The 18686-nt window shown below is 69.9% G+C and carries 16 protein-coding genes; 11 read left to right on the forward strand and 5 right to left on the reverse strand.

All coding sequences use genetic code 11. The annotated features are described in order from the left end of the window. Positions 1-11: 11 nt before the first annotated feature. From ACIA6T_RS05415 to ACIA6T_RS05425, 3 genes are all read right to left on the reverse strand, one after another. Positions 12-860 (reverse strand): DUF4429 domain-containing protein, encoded by an 849-nt coding sequence (locus tag ACIA6T_RS05415; protein WP_399445225.1) that lies wholly within the window; start codon positions 858-860, stop codon positions 12-14. A gap of 66 nt (positions 861-926) precedes the next feature. Further along, positions 927-2144, reverse strand: coding sequence for an alpha/beta hydrolase (locus ACIA6T_RS05420; protein WP_399445226.1), 1218 nt, complete (start codon positions 2142-2144; stop codon positions 927-929). Positions 2145-2198: 54 nt separating this feature from the next. After that, the gene (locus ACIA6T_RS05425; protein WP_399445227.1) at positions 2199-2888 is read right to left on the reverse strand and encodes a TetR family transcriptional regulator; all 690 of its coding nucleotides are present in this window, start codon (positions 2886-2888) and stop codon (positions 2199-2201) included. 111 nt (positions 2889-2999) lie between these two features. Between ACIA6T_RS05425 and ACIA6T_RS05430 the strand changes: the two genes are divergently transcribed. Beyond that, positions 3000-4619, forward strand: a complete 1620-nt coding sequence (locus ACIA6T_RS05430) for an MFS transporter (RefSeq protein WP_399445228.1) — start codon at positions 3000-3002, stop codon at positions 4617-4619. Positions 4620-4673: 54 nt separating this feature from the next. Beyond that, positions 4674-4982: a small hydrophobic protein gene (locus ACIA6T_RS05435; protein WP_399445229.1), complete on the forward strand. Its 309-nt coding sequence runs from the start codon at positions 4674-4676 to the stop codon at positions 4980-4982. Positions 4983-5213: 231 nt separating this feature from the next. On the opposite strand, the gene aceE is transcribed toward ACIA6T_RS05435, so the two are convergent. Continuing rightward, on the reverse strand, positions 5214-7961 hold the full coding sequence (gene aceE, locus ACIA6T_RS05440) for a pyruvate dehydrogenase (acetyl-transferring), homodimeric type (RefSeq protein WP_399445230.1): 2748 nt from the start codon (positions 7959-7961) through the stop codon (positions 5214-5216). A gap of 407 nt (positions 7962-8368) precedes the next feature. Here aceE and ACIA6T_RS05445 point away from each other — a divergent pair, with 407 nt between their 5' ends. The 6 genes from ACIA6T_RS05445 (at position 8369) to ACIA6T_RS05470 (ending at position 12845) form a co-directional block, all read left to right on the forward strand. Continuing rightward, complete coding sequence (locus tag ACIA6T_RS05445) at positions 8369-8806, forward strand: DUF3052 domain-containing protein (protein WP_030218400.1); 438 nt, start codon at positions 8369-8371, stop codon at positions 8804-8806. A gap of 109 nt (positions 8807-8915) precedes the next feature. Next, complete coding sequence (locus tag ACIA6T_RS05450) at positions 8916-9374, forward strand: peroxiredoxin (RefSeq protein WP_399445311.1); 459 nt, start codon at positions 8916-8918, stop codon at positions 9372-9374. A 113-nt stretch (positions 9375-9487) separates the two neighbouring features. Next, positions 9488-10063 (forward strand): calcium homeostasis/redox stress adaptation protein, encoded by a 576-nt coding sequence (locus tag ACIA6T_RS05455; RefSeq protein ID WP_399445232.1) that lies wholly within the window; start codon positions 9488-9490, stop codon positions 10061-10063. A 155-nt stretch (positions 10064-10218) separates the two neighbouring features. Further along, positions 10219-10794 carry a TerD family protein gene (locus tag ACIA6T_RS05460; RefSeq protein ID WP_399445234.1) on the forward strand — a complete coding sequence of 192 codons (576 nt, stop codon included), beginning with the start codon at positions 10219-10221 and terminating at the stop codon, positions 10792-10794. A gap of 49 nt (positions 10795-10843) precedes the next feature. Next, on the forward strand, positions 10844-11980 hold the full coding sequence (locus ACIA6T_RS05465; protein ID WP_399445236.1) for a DUF475 domain-containing protein: 1137 nt from the start codon (positions 10844-10846) through the stop codon (positions 11978-11980). A gap of 127 nt (positions 11981-12107) precedes the next feature. Next, positions 12108-12845: a Tellurium resistance gene (locus ACIA6T_RS05470; RefSeq protein ID WP_399445238.1), complete on the forward strand. Its 738-nt coding sequence runs from the start codon at positions 12108-12110 to the stop codon at positions 12843-12845. Positions 12846-12875: 30 nt separating this feature from the next. Here ACIA6T_RS05470 and ACIA6T_RS05475 read toward each other — a convergent pair whose 3' ends face one another. Next, positions 12876-13817 carry a TerD family protein gene (locus tag ACIA6T_RS05475; RefSeq protein WP_399445239.1) on the reverse strand — a complete coding sequence of 314 codons (942 nt, stop codon included), beginning with the start codon at positions 13815-13817 and terminating at the stop codon, positions 12876-12878. 181 nt (positions 13818-13998) lie between these two features. Here ACIA6T_RS05475 and ACIA6T_RS05480 point away from each other — a divergent pair, with 181 nt between their 5' ends. From ACIA6T_RS05480 to ACIA6T_RS05490, 3 genes are read left to right on the forward strand one after another with little or no spacing between them, the layout of a single operon-like run. Beyond that, positions 13999-15165 carry an HpcH/HpaI aldolase/citrate lyase family protein gene (locus ACIA6T_RS05480; protein ID WP_399445240.1) on the forward strand — a complete coding sequence of 389 codons (1167 nt, stop codon included), beginning with the start codon at positions 13999-14001 and terminating at the stop codon, positions 15163-15165. 29 nt (positions 15166-15194) lie between these two features. Continuing rightward, positions 15195-17861 carry a phosphoribosyltransferase gene (locus ACIA6T_RS05485; RefSeq protein WP_399445312.1) on the forward strand — a complete coding sequence of 889 codons (2667 nt, stop codon included), beginning with the start codon at positions 15195-15197 and terminating at the stop codon, positions 17859-17861. After that, the gene (locus tag ACIA6T_RS05490) at positions 17861-18673 is read left to right on the forward strand and encodes an HAD family hydrolase (protein ID WP_399445241.1); all 813 of its coding nucleotides are present in this window, start codon (positions 17861-17863) and stop codon (positions 18671-18673) included. The genes ACIA6T_RS05485 and ACIA6T_RS05490 overlap by 1 nt, the downstream gene beginning before the upstream one ends. Positions 18674-18686 lie beyond the last annotated feature (13 nt).

The raw sequence follows: 18686 nt of genomic DNA on the forward strand, positions 1-18686 counted from the left end.
CCCGGCAGACGCTAAAGCTCCGCGAGCAACTCCGCCTTCTTCACGGAGAACTCCTCATCGGTCACCAGGCCGGCCTGATGAAGCTCCCCCAAGTGCCGGATCCGCTCGGCGATGTCCGCGGGATCACGGCGCGCCCGCGCCGTGGACACCGCGGGCACCGGCGCACAGTTCCGCACCGCCGCCAGCACGGCCGCCGCGAACGGCAGTGACTCGTGCACGGGCCCGTACCCCAGCCCGAACACCACCGCGGCCGGATCCTGATCGGCCTGCGCCGGCGGAGCCCCCGCATCCCGCCGCAGCAACCGCAGATGCCCCTCGAACACCTCCGGCGACCGCCACTCCACCCCGCTCAGCTCACCCACCGGGAACCGCTGGTCCCCGGCCTTCCACTTCGCCGACGACGCCCCCGTCCAGAACCACCGGAACGCCACCGCCGTACCGTCGAAGGTCGCCTTCCCGTCGTACGCCTTGAACTGCAGCGGCACCTCGGGTGCGGCCACCAGATGGCGTTCGGCGGGCCCGGACTCGGTGAGCTGTGCGCGCAGTTCGTCGGCGTAGTACTCGGCGAGCGTCTCGCGTTCGGCGGGCAGCACCAGCCGGTAGGGGTCGCTGCTCTCCTTCAGCTGCCCGGAGGCGGCCTCCAGCAGTGGATCGGCTCCGGGCCGGAGCTCGATCCGCAGGACCACCGTCCCGCGCCTACCGGGCGCGAGGGTCACCCCCTCGACCGCCTCCAGCGGAACACGCCGCTCCCCGAGCGCCTGGAACAGCTTGGGTGTTCGAATCCCCCGTTCGTAACGGATGAGCACGGAGTCGGACCCGAACTCCCAGGCGGCATGAAATCCGGCCAGTACGTCACCCATGCGGCTCATCGTATGCGGCACGAGCTTCTCCGTCCCTTCTCCACGCATACCGCAGTATCTCCGCCTCTACGCGCGTCCGGTAGTGGTCGTACCGGACAAACCCGTCCGGCAGAGGTCCTCCTCGCCCGCACAGGACACCGCGCGGTATGCGCCAACACCGATCTCGGCGAAGTTCCGCAGACTGTCCGTGCCCGGTACGAAGTACCCGGCGTGGCCCTCGGCCTCCCGTGCCGACAGCACCCGCGCACCGAATTCCGCCGTCACCGGGTCGGCCCCGTGGCCCAGACCGCCGAGCTCCAGGTACGGCACGTCCTGGATCCAGTCGTCGGCGTCCCGCATCGCCCACACCCGGGCGGTGGTGCGCAGTTGGGAGGCGTTCTCGACGCGCATGCCGGGGCTGCCGGCCACCGCGATGTCGGCCACCCGCTCCGGCAGGGTGTGCGCGGCGACCCCGCACACCACGGAGCCGTAGCTGTGGCAGAAGAGCGAGACCGGAGCGATCCCGGGCAGTCCGCGCACCAGCGCGTCCAGCCGCACCGCGCCGTCCTCGGCGCGCATCGCCGTGGCCGCGTCCATGCCGAGCCCGCGGGGGGCGGTGTAGTCGGCCCAGGCGATCACGGCCGTACGGGTCGTGGGGTCGGTGTCGCGCTCCGCCGCGTACAGGGACTTCGCCATGCCGACGGGGGCCGAGTACGTGCGGTTCGTGCGCTGGAAGGTGAGCAGGTCGGTGTCGACGCCGGGGACGACGACCGAGATCCGCTCGGCCCCGCGCAGGTCGCCGAAGACCTCGGCGACCCGGCCGGAGCCCGACGGGTCGAAGGCGAGGATGTGCCGGCCGGGGCGCATCAGCGCCTCGAAGCGGTCCATCCGGCGTGCCGCCTGCCGCTGGCCCGAGGCGGTGAGACGGTTGTCGTGCGCGCGTTCGAGTTCGACCTTGCGGGCCTGCCCCAGCGCGATGCGGTTGGCGCGGTAGCGCAGTTGGACGGGTGCGCCGTTCATGTTGCCGACCGCGAGCGGATAGCGACGGGCGAGACTCGCGCGCTGCCCCGCGGTGAGGGAGGCGAAGAACCGGGCCAGCCGTGCGGGCGCCGCCTCCGGGTCCGGCAGCCGGTGGCCGGCTATCCGGCCGTGCTCCCACGCGCTGAGCGATGCCTGGAGCGGAGCGGGGTGGCGCTGATGGCGCAGCGCCGTCCAGCCCGTGGTCGCCAGCATCACGAAAACGACGGCGAGCGCGAGCAGCATGCGCCAGACGTTCAGTTGCGGGGAGGTGTCGAAGGAAGTCACTGAAAGGACACACTAGGAGAACGGGAGAGTCTCGCGTGACCCAAGTGATCGGGATCACGTTTCGTCGTGCCGCTTCGGGGATCGATCCGTACGCCAGTTCCCCGCGAGCGCCGGTCCCACATGGTCCAGACAGGCCGTCATCAGGTCCCGCATGGCCGCCACGCTGAAATCGTCCCCGGCGGACCAGAGCCGCTCCGCCACCCGGATCACCCCGCCGAACGCGGCCACCAGGATCCTCGGCCGGGGGTCGGCGTCCACGTCGAGCCCCTCGCGCTCGGCGATGATGCGCGCCAGCTCCTCCTCCAGCTCCGTCGCGCGCCGCAGATGGGCGGCGAGCAGGGCGGGCGTCGACTCGATGACCCGGTAGACGCGCATGTGCAGCTCCAGGGGGACGAGCTGTTCGACGGCCTCGTTGATGCCGTCCCAGCTGTCCAGCACGGCCCGGCGCAGCGCCTCCAGCGGCGCCTCTCCCGGCGGGCGTCCGCGTGCGGCCTCGACGACGTGCGACTCCGCGAGCCGGGGGACGAAGAACGCCACCTCCTCCTTGCTCGCGAAGTAGCGGAAGAAGGTGCGCTGCGAGACGTCGACGGCCGCGGCGATGTCGTCGACGGTCGTCTCCTCGTACCCGCGGGTGGCGATCAGCTCCAGCGCGGCCCGGACCAGCGCGTCCCGTGTGCGCTGCTTCTTGCGCTCCCGCAGACCCGGCCGCGGCAGCGCGCCCACGGCGGTCCCGACCGTCTCCATTGCTCCTCCTCGAACTGTTTCCCCAGTTCAGGCTATACGCGGGTGTCCTGTCAGTGACCGACTGGTGAATTGGTTTGTCAACTGTCAGTGGCTGACATTACTGTCGAACGTATGACTAGTCAGACCACCATCGACAAGACGGGGCCGGGGGACGGCACGCCGGACGCCCCGTCGGACGGGACCCCGGGCAAGGGGCTGCGCGGGCACCCCTGGTTCACCCTCATCACCGTTGCCGTGGGCGTCATGATGGTGGCCCTCGACGGCACCATCGTGGCCATCGCGAACCCGGCCATCGGCAAGGACCTGGGCGCCACCTGGACCGATCTCCAGTGGATCACCAACGCCTACTTCCTCGCCCTCGCGGTCTCCCTGATCACCGCGGGCAAGCTCGGTGACCGGTTCGGCCACCGGCAGACCTTCCTCATCGGCGTGGCGGGCTTCGCCGCCTCGTCGGCGGCCATCGGTCTGTCCGACGGCATCACGATGGTCATCGTCTTCCGTGTCTTCCAGGGTCTGTTCGGCGCCCTGCTGATGCCGGCCGCCCTCGGTCTGCTGCGGGCCACGTTCCCGGCCGAGAAGCTCAACATGGCGATCGGCATCTGGGGCATGGTCATCGGCGCCTCCACCGCGGGCGGCCCGATCCTCGGCGGTGTCCTCGTCGAGCACGTCAACTGGCAGTCGGTGTTCTTCATCAACGTGCCGGTCGGCGTCCTCGCCGTCGCGCTCGGTGCGTGGATCCTGCTCGACCACCGCGCGGAGAACGCGCCGCGCTCCTTCGACCTGCTCGGCATCGCGCTGCTGTCCGGTGCGATGTTCTGCCTCGTCTGGGCCCTGATCAAGGCCCCCGAGTGGGGCTGGGGCGACGTCCAGACCTGGTCGTTCATCGTCGGCTCGTTCGCCGGCTTCGGGGCCTTCGCCTTCTGGGAGACGAAGGTGAAGGAGCCGCTGATCCCGCTGGCGCTGTTCCGCTCCGTACCACTGTCCGCGGGTGTCGTGCTGATGGTCCTGATGGCCATCGCCTTCATGGGCGGCCTGTTCTTCGTCACCTTCTACCTGCAGAACGTGCACGGCATGAGCCCGATCGACGCCGGTCTGCACCTGCTCCCGCTCACCGGCATGATGATCGTCGGATCGCCGCTGGCCGGAGTGATGATCACCAAGGTCGGTCCGCGCATCCCGCTCGCCGGGGGCATGGCCCTCACCGCGCTCGCCATGTACGGCATGTCCACGCTGGAGACGGACACCGGCAGCGGTGTGATGTCCCTCTGGTTCGCCCTGCTGGGTCTCGGTCTCGCGCCCGTCATGGTCGGCGCCACCGAGGTCATCGTCGGCAACGCGCCGCTCGAACTCTCCGGTGTCGCCGGTGGTCTCCAGCAGGCCGCCATGCAGATCGGCGGCAGCCTCGGTACGGCCGTGCTGGGCGCGGTGATGGCCTCCAAGGTCGACAACGACCTCGTCGGCAACTGGGCGGACGCGGGGCTGCCGAAGCTCACCCCGGAGCAGCTGGCACAGGCCGAGCCGCTGGTCCAGCAGGGCATCGCCCCCGTGGCCGAGGGCACCCCGGCACAGATCGCCGCGAAGATCACCGACGTCGCCCACGACACCTTCATCTCCGGCATGAGCCTGGCGTCCCTGGTCGCCGCCGGGGTCGCCGCCGTGGCGGTGCTGGTCGCCTTCCTCACCAAGCGCGGTGAGAACGCGGAGGCGGGCGCGGGCGTCGGCCACATCTGAATTCACCGCGGAAGCGGGGGTACCCGTCATGTCAGCCAACCCTTCAGGGAGTTGATGATGGCGAGCTTCGGACACGGAACGCGCAGGCACCCCCGCACACGTGGCCGGACGTGGTCACGGTCCGGGCCGGATCGCGCGACGCTCGGGATCATCGGAACCATCTGCGCGGTCGCCGGTTTCTTCGTGCTGGGGATCATCCTCGGCCCGGTGGCGATCGTCTGCGGGTGGCTGGCCATGGGCCGCAGCTGGACGGGTTCCCGTTCGGTACCGGCCCTGGTCGCCCTCGTCCTGGGCGCCATCGACACGCTCCTGGCCGTCATCTTCCTGGCCGGAGCGACCACGTCGGGCTATTCGATGTTCTGACGTGGCGTCAGTGGAGAGGCCCCCGGCACAACGCCGGGGGCCTCTCCACGTACAGAGCTGCGGGCAGTCGCGCCTCCCCCAGCGCCCGAAGGGCCTGGGAGGTACCCCCAGGGCGATGGGGGTCCCCCCGCTCATGGGGGTCCCTCCGCTCGAGCGAAGCCGGGAGTGGGGGAGAAGCCGGGAGTGGGGGGAGGCACCGTGCCGCCACGCGCCCCCCACCCCGCCCGAGCCCTACGCGTCGCCCCCCGCCGCCCCGGGGTCGGCCGCGGCCACGTCCAGCAACTGGTACCGGTCGATCGCCTGCTTCAGCACCGACCGGTCCACATGCCCCTCCCGCGCCAGCTCCGTCAGCACCGCCAGCACGATCGACTGCGCGTCGATGTGGAAGAACCGCCGCGCCGCCCCCCGCGTGTCCGCGAACCCGAACCCGTCCGCGCCCAGCGACTGGTACGTCCCCGGCACCCACCGCGCGATCTGGTCCGGCACCGACCGCATCCAGTCGGACACCGCCACCACCGGCCCCCGCGCCGCCGCGAGCTTCCGCGTCACGTACGGCGTGCGCTGCTCCTCCTCCGGGTGCAGCAGGTTGTGCCGCTCGCAGTCCACCGCCTCGCGCCGCAGCTCGTTCCAGGAGGTCGCCGACCAGACGTCGGCCTTGACGTTCCACTCCTCCGCGAGGATCCTCTGCGCCTCGATCGCCCACGGCAGCGCGACCCCGGACGCCAGGATCTGCGCCGGGAGCGAGCCCGCCGTGCCCTCGCTGAAGCGGTAGAGGCCCTTGACGATGCCCTCCGCGTCGACGTTCTCGGGCTCGGCGGGGTGCTGGATCGGCTCGTTGTACACCGTCAGGTAGTAGAAGACGTCCTCGCCGTGCGGGTGTTCCTCGTCGGAGCCGTACATCCGGCGCAGCCCGTCCTGCACGATGTGCGCGATCTCGAACCCGAACGCCGGGTCGTACGCGACACACGCCGGGTTCGTGGACGCCAGCAGCTGCGAGTGGCCGTCCGCGTGCTGGAGACCCTCACCGGTCAGCGTCGTACGCCCCGCGGTCGCACCCAGGACGAAACCGCGCGCCATCTGGTCGCCCATCTGCCAGAACTGGTCACCGGTGCGCTGGAAACCGAACATCGAGTAGAAGACGTACACCGGGATGAGCGGCTCGCCGTGCGTGGCGTACGCCGATCCCGCCGCGATCAGCGAGGCCGTGCAGCCGGCCTCGGAGATGCCGTCGTGCAGCATCTGCCCGTTCGGCGCCTCCTTGTAGGCGAGCAGCAGTTCCCGGTCCACCGACTCGTACTGCTGGCCGAGCGGGTTGTAGATCTTCGCGCTCGGGAAGAACGAGTCCATGCCGAACGTACGGTACTCGTCCGGCGCGATCAGTACGAACCGCTTGCCGATCTCCTTGTCCCGCATGAGGTCCTTGAGGAGCCGGACGAAGGCCATGGTCGTCGCGATGGACTGCTGGCCGGAGCCCTTCTTCACGGTCGCGTACGTCTTGTCCTCGGGCAGCCGCAGCGGCTTCGACCGCACCACCCGCGTCGGCACGTACCCGCCGAGCGACTTGCGGCGGTCGTGCATGTACTGCATCTCCTCCGTGTCCGGCCCCGGGTGGTAGTAGGGCGGCAGACCGGACTCGAGGTCCTGGTCGGAGATCGGCAGGTGCAGCCGGTCCCGGAAGTGCTTGAGGTCGGTGACCGTCAGCTTCTTCATCTGGTGCGTGGCGTTGCGGCCCTCGAAGTTCGGGCCCAGCGTCCAGCCCTTGACCGTCTTCGCGAGGATCACCGTCGGCTGGCCCTTGTGCTCGACCGCCGCCTTGTACGCCGCGTAGATCTTGCGGTGGTCGTGACCGCCGCGCCCCAGGTGCAGGATCTGGTCGTCGGTCATGCCCTCGACCATCGCGCGCAGCCGGTGGTCGTCGCCGAAGAAGTGGTCGCGGATGTACGCGCCCGACTCGGTGGCGTACGTCTGGAACTGGCCGTCCGGCGTGGTGTTCATCCGGTCGACCAGGATCCCGTCCCGGTCCTGTGCCAGCAGCGGGTCCCAGGTGCGGTCCCAGATCAGCTTGATCACGTTCCAGCCGGCGCCGCGGAAGACCGACTCCAGCTCCTGGATGATCTTTCCGTTGCCGCGCACCGGGCCGTCGAGCCGCTGCAGGTTGCAGTTGACGACGAAGGTCAGGTTGTCCAGGCCCTCACGGGCGGCGAGGGTGAGCTGGCCCAGCGACTCCGGCTCGTCCATCTCGCCGTCGCCGAGGAACGCCCACACGCGTGAGCGCGAGGTGTCCGCGATGCCGCGCGCGTGCATGTAGCGGTTCATCCGCGCCTGGTAGATCGCGCCGATCGGGCCGAGGCCCATCGACACGGTCGGGAACTCCCAGAAGTCCGGCATCAGCCGCGGGTGCGGATACGACGACAGGGTGTACGGCGCCTTCGACTTCTCCTGGCGGAAGCCGTCCAGGTGCCGCTCGCTCAGCCGGTCCAGCAGGTACGCGCGGGCGTAGATGCCGGGGGAGGCGTGCCCCTGGAAGAAGACCTGGTCGCCGCCGTCGCCCTCGTCCTTGCCGCGGAAGAAGTGGTTGAAGCCCACGTCGTACAGCGACGCGGAGGAGGCGAAGGTGGCGATGTGGCCGCCGACCCCGATGCCCGGCCGCTGCGCGCGGGAGACCATCACCGCGGCGTTCCAGCGGGTGGCGTTGAGGATCTTGCGCTCGATCTCCTCGTTGCCCGGGAAGAACGGCTCGGCGCGGGTCGGGATCGTGTTGACGTAGTCCGTGCTGCGCATCTCGGGCACGGCCACGCGCTTCTCGCGGGCACGTTCGATCAGTCGCAGCATCAGGTAGCGGGCCCGCTCCCGGCCGCGCTCGTCGACCGCGGCGTCGAGGGAGTCGAGCCACTCCTGGGTTTCCTCGGGATCGAAGTCAGGAACCTGACTCGGAAGGCCGCCAATGATGATCGGGTTGCGATCGGATGCGGAAGCCACGCTGTTCCTTACCTGTCAGAGGGCCGTGAGGCGGGCCGCTGTTTTTTCACCGGTACGGCCCGGATTGCGCCGCTCCCCATGGTCCACCTCGGGGCCGTCGGCGTCATCTCTACCGGGAGGTAATCCGGAGCCGGGACCAGTACGGTGTTCATGGGGCTCGTCCATTCGAGTCTTCGTACACGTAGACGGTTCCCAAAGGGCCAAACGGGGCACAAAGGTGTGGTGTGCGTCACTTCAGGCCATGATGGTGTGCCTGGAGTTGCGGTGACCCGGCCAGGATCGTCACCGTTTCGGCGGTCTGTACGGCCGGGTACTTGCGCGATCCGTCCCGCCCGTGTGGACTACGGCCAATGCTTCGCGCACGCGCGTGGCTGAGTTATTCCCAAGACATGATCAGGAGGCAACCCGTGAGCGCGACCGCGGACCACGCGGAGGAGCGGACGAACCCTGCCGCCAGGCTGGGTTTCCAGCCCGGGCAGGTGGTCCAGGAGATCGGCTACGACGACGACGTCGACCAGGAGCTCCGCGAGGCCATTGAGGGCGTCATCGAGAGCGACCTTGTCGATGAGGACTACGACGACGTGGCTGACGCCGTTGTGCTGTGGTTCCGCGACGACGACGGCGACCTGACGGATGCGCTGGTGGATGCCACCACGTACATCGAAGAGGGCGGCGCGATCCTGCTTCTCACGCCGAAGACAGGCCGTTCGGGCTATGTGGAGCCGAGCGACATCTCGGAGGCGGCCACCACGGCGGGCCTGACGGCGGCCAAGAGCGTCAGTGTGGGCAAGGACTGGAGCGGCAGCCGGCTGGCGACGCCGAAGGCGGCCAAGTCCAAGCGGTGAACCACCCCCGGACGGGCCGGTCGCGTCACGCGTCGGCCCGTCCGTCGGCCTGTCGTACTCCCTGCGTAGGGTGGTCGGAGCGAACCACCCCGAAGGGATGAACACGACGATGGCGATCCAGGTCGGCGACAAGGCCCCCGACTTCGAACTCAAGGACAACCACGGGGCGACCGTGAGGCTGTCCGACTTCCACGGGCGGAAGAACGTGGTGGTGCTCTTCTATCCGTTCGCCTTCACCGGCGTGTGCACCGGCGAGCTGTGCGAGGTCCGCGACCGGCTGCCGCAGTTCTCCGACCGCGACACCCAGGTGCTCGCCGTCTCCAACGACTCCATCCACACCCTGCGCGTCTTCGCCGAGCAGGAGGGCCTGGAGTACCCCCTGCTCAGCGACTTCTGGCCGCACGGCGACGTCTCGCGCGCGTACGGCGTCCTCGACGAGGACAAGGGGTGCGCCGTGCGCGGGACGTTCATCATCGACAAGGAGGGCGTCGTGCGCTGGACCGTCGTCAACGCCCTGCCGGACGCCCGTGACCTGAACGAGTACGTCAAGGCGCTCGACACCCTGTGATTCTTCGGCCGCGGGGCCTGCGGCGGCCGGGAACCCGTCACTAGGATCGAATCGTTGATCCGACATCCGACGCACTACGGGGCACCCCGCCCCAGGACACCAATGGAGGACTCGTGGGAGTCAGCCTCAGCAAGGGCGGCAACGTATCGCTGACCAAGGAGGCGCCGGGCCTGACCGCGGTCATCGTCGGTCTGGGGTGGGACATCCGCACCACGACCGGTACCGACTTCGACCTCGACGCCAGCGCCCTGCTGCTGAACAGCGGCGGCAAGGTCGCCAGTGACGCGCACTTCATCTTCTTCAACAACCTGAAGAGCCCGGACGGCTCGGTCGAGCACACCGGTGACAACCTCACCGGTGAGGGCGAGGGCGACGACGAGCAGATCAAGATCAACCTCGCCGGGGTCCCCGCCGACGTCGAGAAGATCGTCTTCCCGGTCTCCATCTACGACGCCGAGAACCGCCAGCAGTCCTTCGGCCAGGTGCGCAACGCGTTCATCCGCGTCGTCAACCAGGCCGGCGAGGCCGAGATCGCCCGTTACGACCTGAGTGAGGACGCCTCCACCGAGACCGCCATGGTCTTCGGTGAGCTGTACCGGCACGGCGCGGAGTGGAAGTTCCGCGCCATCGGCCAGGGCTACGCCTCGGGCCTGCGCGGCATCGCGCAGGACTTCGGTGTGAACGTCTGAGAGGCCCCACAGGGCGGCCACGCCCGAGCCCGGCCGCCTGCCGCGGCCACACCGCCCGGCGCCGCACGGTTTACGTGCGGCGCCTGGGGGGCGCCCCCTCTGGGGGAGCGCAGGACCACCTGAGAAGCATCGCCACCCGGGGAGGGACCAGCATCATGGGCGTCACGCTTGCCAAAGGGGGCAACGTCTCCCTGTCCAAGGCCGCACCCAACCTCACGCAGGTCATGATCGGGCTCGGCTGGGACGCGCGCTCCACCACCGGAGCCGACTTCGACCTCGACGCCAGCGCGCTGATGTGCAGCGGCGGCCGGGTCATGGGGGACGAGTGGTTCGTCTTCTACAACCAGCTCAAGAGCCCGGACGGCTCGGTGGAGCACACCGGTGACAACCTCACCGGTGAGGGCGAGGGGGACGACGAGTCCCTGCTGGTCGACCTCCCCAAGGTGCCGGCCCAGTGCGACAAGATCGTCTTTCCGGTCTCCATCCACATGGCCGACGAGCGCGGCCAGGCCTTCGGCCAGGTCAGCAATGCCTTCATCCGCGTGGTGAACCAGGCGGACGGCCAGGAACTCGCCCGCTACGACCTGAGCGAGGACGCGTCCACCGAGACCGCGATGATCTTCGGCGAGCTCTATCGCTACCAGGGCGAATGGAAGTTCCGTGCGGTGGGACAGGGGTACGCGTCGGGGTTGCGGGGCATCGCTCTAGACTTCGGAGTCAACGTTTCGTAAAGCCGATCACGGCAGCGGGGGAGACCCGTTAACACACCTGGGGTAGCCAGTGGTTCTGAAAACCTTCGGCTGGTCGTTCGCGGTCACCGCGCTCGGTCTGGTCGCAGCGATCCTCTTCGGGGGGTGGACCGCCTTCGGCATCGTGGCGATCCTCTCGATCCTCGAGATCTCGCTGTCCTTCGACAACGCGGTGGTCAACGCCGGCATCCTGAAGAAGATGAATGCCTTCTGGCAGAAGATCTTCCTCACCATCGGCATTCTGATCGCCGTCTTCGGCATGCGGCTGGTCTTCCCCGTCGTGATCGTCGCCGTCAGCGCCCAGCTCGGCCCGATCGAGGCGGTCGATCTCGCGCTCAGCGACAAGGACCGTTACCAGGAACTGGTCACCGACGCCCACCCGGCGATCGCCGCGTTCGGTGGCATGTTCCTGCTGATGATCTTCCTGGACTTCATCTTCGAGGACCGGGACATCAAGTGGCTGGCCTGGCTGGAACGCCCGCTGGCCAAGCTGGGCAAGGTCGACATGCTGTCGGTCTGCATCGCGCTGATCCTCCTGCTGATCACGTCGATGACCTTCGCCACCCACGCCCACCTGCACGCCGGTCCCGCGGACAAGGCCGAGACGGTGCTGCTCGCCGGGGTCGCGGGCCTGATCACCTACATGATCGTGGGCGGGCTCTCCGGCTACTTCGAGGACAAGCTCGAGGAGGAGGAGGAACACGAGCACGAGGAGGAGGAGAAGGCCGCCCGCGAGGGCAGGCCCCGCACCGCGGTGGCCATGGCCGGCAAGGCCGCGTTCTTCATGTTCCTCTACCTGGAGGTCCTGGACGCCTCCTTCTCCTTCGACGGCGTCATCGGCGCCTTCGCCATCACCAACGACATCGTCCTGATGGCACTCGGCCTGGGCATCGGCGCCATGTACGTGCGGTCCCTGACCGTCTACCTGGTCCGCCAGGGCACCCTGGACGAGTACGTCTACCTGGAGCACGGCGCGCACTACGCCATCGGCGCCCTGGCGCTGATCCTGCTCGTCACCATCCAGTACGAGATCCCCGAGCTCATCACCGGCTCCATCGGCGTCATCCTGATCGGCGCCTCCTTCTGGTCCTCCGTCCGCCGCAACAAGCGGCTCGCACAAGCCGAGGGGAACGCCGACGACAAGACCGAGGTCCCCTCCGGGGTGTGACAGCCCTCCGGGTGAGGAACGCTCTCGACGGGGCGGCCACCGAGGACCACTCCTCGGGGCCGCTCCGTCGGCCGTCCGGGAGTCCCGGCGGCCCGAGCGGGGTTCGGCGACTGGACTTGGGGCGGGAATGGGTTTCCTGGACGGACTGCGGCGCGGACGTGAGAGCGCCTTCGACTCGGGCAGCGCGGCCAGCAATGCCATCGAGCTGACCAAACGGCACGGTCAGGTGTCCCTGACCAAACAGGGAGCGGCCACCGGCCATCTGCGGATCAACCTGAGCTGGCGGATGCGCACCTCCGACTTCGGCGGTCCCCAGCGGGAGAGCCTGCTGCGCCACCCCCTCAAGGCGCTCAAACCGCCGGAGGTCGTCGGCCACAGCCAGTCCATGGTCAACGTCGACCTCGACCTGGGCTGCCTGTACGAGCTCCAGGACGGCACCAAGGGCGTGGTCCAGCCCCTCGGCGGCCTCCTCGGCGACGTCAACGCCGCGCCGTACGTCAAGCTCAGCGGCGACGACCGGTTCGGGTCCGGCTCGGGCGAGACCATGTACGTCAACCTGGACCACCGCGAGAACATCAAGCGCCTGCTGGTCTTCGCCTACATCTACGACCAGACGCCCGCGTTCGACCGGACGCACGCCATGGTCACGCTCTACCCCAGCAACGGCCCGCGGATCGAGATCGGCCTCGACGAACGCCACCCCCAGGCCCGCTCCTGCGCGGTGGTGATGATCGAGAACGTCAAGAACGAGATCATCGTCCGCCGCGAGGTGAAGTTCGTGTACGGATTCCAGGCGGAGCTGGACCGGCTGTACGGGTGGGGGCTCCAGTGGGGGAGGGGCTTCAAGACGAAGGCCGATCGCTGAGAAGCCCTTGATCGCGTGGGCGTCGGCCCGTCAGCGCCCGATGAACTGCGGACCCTGCGGCGGAAGCCGGAAGTCCGGGTCGGGGGAGACGGCGGCCGGCGGCGGGAAACCGTACCCGCCCGGCGCCCCGGCGGCGGCCGTGGCGGGCGCCGGCGGGTATCCGTAGGCGGGCTGGCTGGTCGGCTGGGGATAGCCGTAGGCCGGCTGCGTGGCCGCGGGCTGCTGCGGCGGATAGCCGTACGCGGGCTGCGCGGGCACCCCCGCCGGCTGCTCGGGCGGCAGCGGCCGGGACACCTCGGGCACCGGCGGGGCGAGCGGGGCCTGCGGCTGCGTCAGGGCCTCGGAGGAGGTCCGGTCGGAGGCCGGTACGTGCGCCGTCGGGGGCGGAAGCTGGGTGACGTCGGAGGCGTCGGGCTCCTGCGCGGCCTCCGACTCGTCCACCGAGATGCCGAAGTCGGTCGCCAGACCCTTCAGACCGTTCGAATAGCCCTCGCCGAGCGCCCGGAACTTCCAGCCCTCACCGCGCCGGTACAGCTCACCGCAGATCAGCGCGGTCTCCTCGCCGGTCTCCGGCTTGATGTCGAAGTACGCCAGCGCGTCCCCGTCGGCGGCCTGCGCGTCGTACAGCAGGATGCGCAGGTCCCGTACGCGGTCGAAGGCGACGCCGTCCGCCGACGCGACGAGCAGAATCCGGCCGACACCGGGCTCGACACCGGCGAGATCCGTCTGGATCGTGTCGGTCAGGCCCTCGGCGACGCGCTTCTTGCCGAGCCGCCACACCTGCCCGGCAGGATGCCGTGGCTGGTTGTAGAAGACGAAGTCCTCGTCGGAGCGCACACGACCGTCGGGGCCGAGGAGCAGCGCGGAGGCGTCGATGTCCGGCACCCCCTGCCCGGACGGCCAGCGCAGCACGGCACGTACCGTGGTGGTCTCGAGAGGGACGTTCGACCCCTTGAGCATCGCGTGCGTCATGCGGTCATCCTGCCTTCTCCGTCCTGGTCACGACAACGCGGGGGTTGGGGTCGACACGGCGGGGTTACCTGAAGTTCACGCCCCGAGGGAACCGCCGACATGGATCCCTACGTACTATTACCGGCCACCTTCCGACATTCCATAGCTTCCATAGATTCCAGAGAGGCCACGGGGGAGTTCAATGCAGCATTTCGGGCACCTTGCCCCTGCGGTGCGGAAACGTCTCTTCTACCGGGAGCCCGGCGAGTTCACGCCGGACTCCCCGGCCCGGCTGCTCTCCGCGGCCCTCGGCGCCACTCTCTACAGCCCCGCGACCCGGCCCCGGCTCGCCGACGACGTCGTCAAGCAGGGCGGAAACGGTGTGGTCTCCATGGTGCTGTGCCTGGAGGACTCCATCAACGACGCCGACGTACCCGCCGGTGAGGAGAACCTCGTACGGCAGTTCACGGACCTGGCCGGCCGGCCCGGGGCGGATCTTCCGCTGCTGTTCATCCGGGTCCGCACCCCCGAACAGATCCCCGACCTCGTCCGCCGCCTCGGTCCCTCCGTCGCGCTGCTGTCCGGATTCGTACTGCCGAAGTTCACCGCGGAACGCGGCCTGCCGTTCCTGGAGGCGCTGACCACCGCCGAGGCCGAAAGCGGCCACCGGCTCTTCGCCATGCCCGTGCTGGAGTCGCCCGAGCTGCTCTACCGCGAATCCCGCGTCGAGACCCTCGAAGGAATCTTCCGCGCCGTCGACAAGTACCGCGACCGCGTGCTCGCACTGCGCCTCGGCGTGACCGACTTCTGCTCCTCCTACGGGCTGCGCAGAGGCCCCGACATGACGGCGTACGACATCCAGGTCGTCGCCTCCGTGATCTCCGACGTGGTGAACATGCTGGCCCGGGCCGACGGCACCGGATTCACCGTGACGGGGCCGGTCTGGGAGTACTTCCGGGTCCAGGAGCGCATGTTCAAGCCACTCCTGCGGCAGAGCCCCTTCCACGAGGTGCAGGCCGTGGCACTGCGCGAGAAGCTGATCGAACACGCCATGGACGGCCTGCTGCGCGAGATCTCCCTCGACCGGGCCAACGGCCTGCTGGGCAAGACCTGCATCCACCCCTCGCACGTACTCCCCGTGCACGCGCTGTCCGTCGTCAGCCACGAGGAGTTCAGCGACGCCCAGGACATCCTCCGGCCGGAACGCGGCGGCGGGGGTGTACTCAGGTCGGCCTACACGAACAAGATGAACGAGGTGAAACCCCACCGCGCCTGGGCCGAGCGGACCCTGCTGCGCGCCGAGGTCTTCGGCGTCACCAACGAGGACATCGGCTTCGTGGAACTGCTCGCGGCGGGCCTGGCCGAGTGACCGGGACGGAGAAGACTGTGAACGAGGGGATGCGCCACCCGGCGCGTCACGGAACCCGGGTCGGCGAGGACATGTGGTCCGGCAGCTGGGTCACGGAGCGGCTCGGCGTCGAGCTGGCCGGGGACGAGAGCCTGCCCGGACTGCTGGGGCTGGCGCTGCGCCGCAATCCCAAGCGGGCCCACCTGCTGGTCTCCAACGTCCTCGGCAAGCACGTCCCCCAGTCCCCGTCCGTCGTGTACGGCCACGGCGTCACGCTCGGCCGCCGGGTGCGCGAGCTGCTGGGTGACTCGGCGGAGGACGCGGTCGTCCTGGGGTATGCGGAGACCGCGACCGGCCTCGGCCACTCCGTCGCCGACGGCCTGGGCGTCGCCCCCTACCTGCACTCCACCCGCCGCCCGGTCGTGGGAACCGCCACGGCCGGCGGCTTCGAGGAATCCCACTCCCACGCCACGTCCCACCTGCTGCTCCCGGAGGACCCGTCCCTGCTGGCCGGGGACGGCCCGCTGGTCCTGGTCGACGACGAGTTCTCCACGGGGAACACGGTGTTGAACACCGTTCGGGATCTTCATGCGCGGTATCCGCGGGGGCGGTACGTCGTGGTCGCCCTCGTCGACATGCGGTCGCCCGCCGACACCGGCCGCCTGGACGAGTTCGCCCGCGAGATCGGGGCACGCATCGACCTGGTGACGACCGCGTCGGGCACGGTGCGGCTGCCTGACGGCGTCCTTGAGAAGGGGCAGGAGCTGGTGGCGCGGTACGAGGGTGCCACGAAGGGTGATCGGTCGTCTGCGGCTGCGTCGGGGCCGGTCGCGCAGTTCCCCGCGCCCCTTGAGGGAGATGCCCGTACCCCGGGCCTGGAAGCCGGTGCCCGGACTCACCCTCCGGGGGCGCGGGACGTAGTCGAATCTGCGGCTACCGCAGCGTGGGCGCGACCAGCCGCATCCGGCCCGCACCCGGCCGACGAGCCCGGCCGCGCCACGCGAGTGGACCTGAGCTGGCCGGACGGCCTCCCCGACGGCGGCCGCCACGGCTTCACCCCCGCACACCGAGCCCGCCTCGAACACGCACTCCCCGGCATGGCCGCCCGCCTCGCGAAGGCACTCCCCGCCAAGACGCACCGCGTCCTCGTCCTCGGCTTCGAGGAACTGATGTACACCCCGCTGCGCCTGGCAGGCGAGCTGGAGCGGACCATCCGCGCCGACGTACGCTTCTCCACCACCACCCGCTCGCCCGTCCTCGCCGTCGACGACCCCGGCTACGCGATACGCACCCGCCTGGTCTTCCCCGCCCACGACGACCCCGCCGACGGCCCCGGCGAGCGCTACGCCTACAACGTCGCCGGCGGCGGCTTCGACACCGTCGTCGCCGTCGTCGACTCGGCCGCCGACACCCCCGCGCTGCACGCGCCCGGCGGCCTGCTCGCCCGGCTCGCCGCGCACACCCCGCAGGTCCTCCTCGCGGTCGTACCGTCCTACGTGCCCGCACCCCAGGACGTTCCCAAGGACGCCCGACCGGACGCCCCCGAAAGGCCCGCCACCATGCTGCCCGAGCCCCTCAGAGGCCCCGCCTTCTCCTCGTACGCGCCCGAGGAGGTCGGCTGGCTGCTCCAGGACCTCTCGGACGTGACGCTGGAGGCGCCGACCGAGGAGCGCGAGGAGGCCATCCAGAGCGGCGGCGCCCACTACGCGGAGTCGCTGCCCGTGGAGTACCAGCCGAGCGAGCAGTATCAGGAACTGTTCCACGCGGCCCTGAACGAGTCGGCGGCCCGTCTGGCCCACGCGGTGGGCGTGGTCACCGAGACCGTGCTCGCCGAGCGGTCGCCCCGGCCGGTACTCGTCTCCCTGGCCCGTGCGGGCACTCCCGTGGGCATCCTGATGCGCCGCTGGGCGCAGTACCGCCACCATCTCGACCTCCCTCACTACGCTGTTTCGATCGTCCGCGGCCGGGGCATCGACGCCAACGCGCTGCGCTGGCTGGCCGCCCACCACGACCCCCGGGACGTGGTCTTCGTCGACGGCTGGACCGGCAAGGGCGCCATCACCCGCGAACTCGCCCAGGCAATCGAGGAGTTCGAGAAGGCCGAGGGTGTCACCGGCTTCGACCCGGAGATCGCGGTCCTGGCCGACCCCGGCTCCTGCGTCCGCACCTACGGCACCCGCGAGGACTATCTGATCCCCTCCGCCTGCCTCAACTCCACGGTGTCCGGCCTGATCTCACGCACCGTGCTCCGCGCCGACCTGGTCGGCCCGCACGACTTCCACGGCGCCAAGTTCTACCGCGAACTCGCCGGCGCGGACCTCTCGGTGGCCTTCCTGGACGCCGTCTCCGCCCGCTTCCCGGAGGTCACCGACGCCGCCTGCGCCCAGGCCAAGGAACTCCTCTCCACCGACCGCACCCCCACCTGGGAGGGCTGGGCGGCGGTCGAACGCATCAGCGAGGAGTACGGCATCCACGACGTGAACCTCGTCAAGCCCGGCGTCGGCGAGACCACCCGGGTGCTGCTGCGCCGGGTGCCCTGGAAGGTGCTCGCCCGGGCCGGAGCCGGCAGCGACCTCGACCATGTACGCCTCCTCGCTCAGCAGCGGGGCGCCCCCGTCGAAGAGGTCGACGGACTCCCCTACACCTGCGTCGGACTGATCCACCCCCGCTACACCCGTGGCGCCACCGGCGCCGACGGCAAGGCGGTGACCCGCTGATGCCCGTCATCGTCGCCAGCGACCTCGACCGCACACTCATCTACTCCGCCGCCGCCCTCGCCCTGACCATGCCGGACGCACGGGCACCCCGGCTGCTGTGCGTGGAGGTCCACGAGAGCAAACCCCTGTCCTATATGACGGAGACGGCGGCCCAACTCCTCACCGACCTCGGCGACGAGGCCGTGTTCGTCCCCACGACGACCCGCACCCGCAAGCAGTACCAGCGCATCAACCTCCCCGGCCCGCCGCCGACCTACGCGATCTGCGCCAACGGCGGACACCTCCTCGTCGACGGCGTGTCCGACCAGGACTGGCACACCCGGGTGCTCGCCCGGCTGGCCGACGAGTGCGCCCCGCTGTCCGAGGTCCAGGAACATCTGCTGCGGACCGCCGACCCGGTCTGGGTGCGCAAGCACCGGGTCGCCGAGGACCTCTTCGCCTACCTCGTCGTCGAGCGGGAACTGCTGCGCGAGGAGTGGGTGAAGGAACTCGGGGAGTGGGCGGAGAACCGCGGTTGGACCGTGTCCCTCCAGGGGCGCAAGATCTACGCCGTGCCCAAGCCCCTCACCAAGAGCGCGGCCATGCACGAGGTCGCCCGCCGTACCGGAGCCGATCTCACCCTCGCCGCCGGCGACTCCCTCCTCGACGCCGACCTGCTCCTCGCCGCCGACCAGGGCTGGCGCCCCGGTCACGGCGAACTCGCCGACGACGACTGGACGGCCCCCGCGATCAGGGCCCTCCCCGAGCGGGGCGTCCTGGCCGGCGAGCGCATCCTGCGCGAATTCCTGCAGACGGTGCGCTCACCTCGGTGAGACCGTGAGGCCG

The organism is Streptomyces sp. NPDC051740, from assembly GCF_044453165.1.
Taxonomy (GTDB): Bacteria; Actinomycetota; Actinomycetes; order Streptomycetales; family Streptomycetaceae; genus Streptomyces; species Streptomyces atrovirens.